We start from the raw sequence: 1124 nt of genomic DNA on the forward strand, positions 1-1124 counted from the left end.
TGAGGGTAGCGCGCGCCAATGGTGTCTCAAGGGTCGTTGCGACAGTTTCCGCTATCTCAGTTTCCTCAACTCTTCCCTGAACGCTTCCGTCGGTGTGCGCCAACCAAGGCACTTTCTTGGCGTGCCGTTGAGGCGGTCACAAATCGCCTTCATATTGCGATTTGAGAGCGCCGCGAGCTGGGTGTCACGGGGAAGATATCGCCGTGCGCGTTTGTTGAGGTTCTCGACCGAGCCTTTTTGCCAGGGTGCTTGTGGGTCACAAAACCAGCTGTCAGTGCCGATGCCCGACTTGAGCTTTCTCCACTCCCGGAATTCGAAACCACGGTCAAAGGTGATCGATTTGCGGGCCGGCTGGGGTAGGGGTTCCATCACATCCATCAGCTTGCGCATGAAGTGGGTCGAACTGCGGTCGTTGTTGCGAAACAGGACGGCGAACCTGGTCTTGCGTTCGACGAGCGAAGCCACGTTCATCTTGCCATTGGCACGTTCAAAGATCATCAGATCGCCTTCCCAGTCACCGAACGCCTCGCGTGTCTTCACATGTTCAGGGCGCTCGTGAATGGACCGATCCAGCGGGAATACCTGGTCTCGGGGGCGTCTGGCATACCGGGACCGTCGTTTCTTGCGACGACTTGGAAGGTATCTGGCTAATTCTTCGGATTGTCCCTCAGCGCTGTAAACATGGGCGTAGATCGTCTCATGGCTGACGCGAATGGCATGTCCTTCGAATGTAAGCCGACCGGCAATCTGCTCGGGCGACCAGCCTTCTTTCAACTGAGTGATAACAGCCTTCCGAAGCTTAGGGAGACGGATCAATTTCCGCCGCCGCGCACGTCGAGCTTCTGCCTTCCGCTGTGCAATCACACAATAGTAGCCACTGAGATTTGGCATTTCGCCATCAATGTAAAAATTCCGCTTTATGTCGCGATAGACTGTTGAGCGGTGTCTCCCAAGCTCAGCGGCTATTTTGTTGATCGAGAATTTTGCTCTGAGCATGTCCTCGATGATGCGTCTTTCACGCAAATCCAGCTCTGTATGTGCCATGTCTGTTCTCCTTGCTTTTTCAGCAAGATACCGGAAGTGTCGCAACCCAGTTTAGAATGTGCCGGCTACATTGCCAAAAA

At 54.4% G+C, this 1124-nt stretch carries 1 protein-coding gene; it reads right to left on the reverse strand.

The genetic code is table 11. The annotated features are described in order from the left end of the window. Positions 1–51: 51 nt before the first annotated feature. Complete coding sequence (locus tag A3722_RS13450; RefSeq protein WP_067629841.1) at positions 52–1044, reverse strand: IS30 family transposase; 993 nt, start codon at positions 1042–1044, stop codon at positions 52–54. Positions 1045–1124 lie beyond the last annotated feature (80 nt).

Source organism: Sulfitobacter sp. HI0027, from assembly GCF_001634775.1.
Classification (GTDB): Bacteria; Pseudomonadota; Alphaproteobacteria; order Rhodobacterales; family Rhodobacteraceae; genus Sulfitobacter.

Bases quoted from the DNA above. Each gene is read 5' to 3' on its own strand.
- A3722_RS13450 (WP_067629841.1), bottom strand. From the start codon at position 1,044: ATGGCACATACAGAGCTGGATTTGCGTGAAAGACGCATCATCGAGGAC.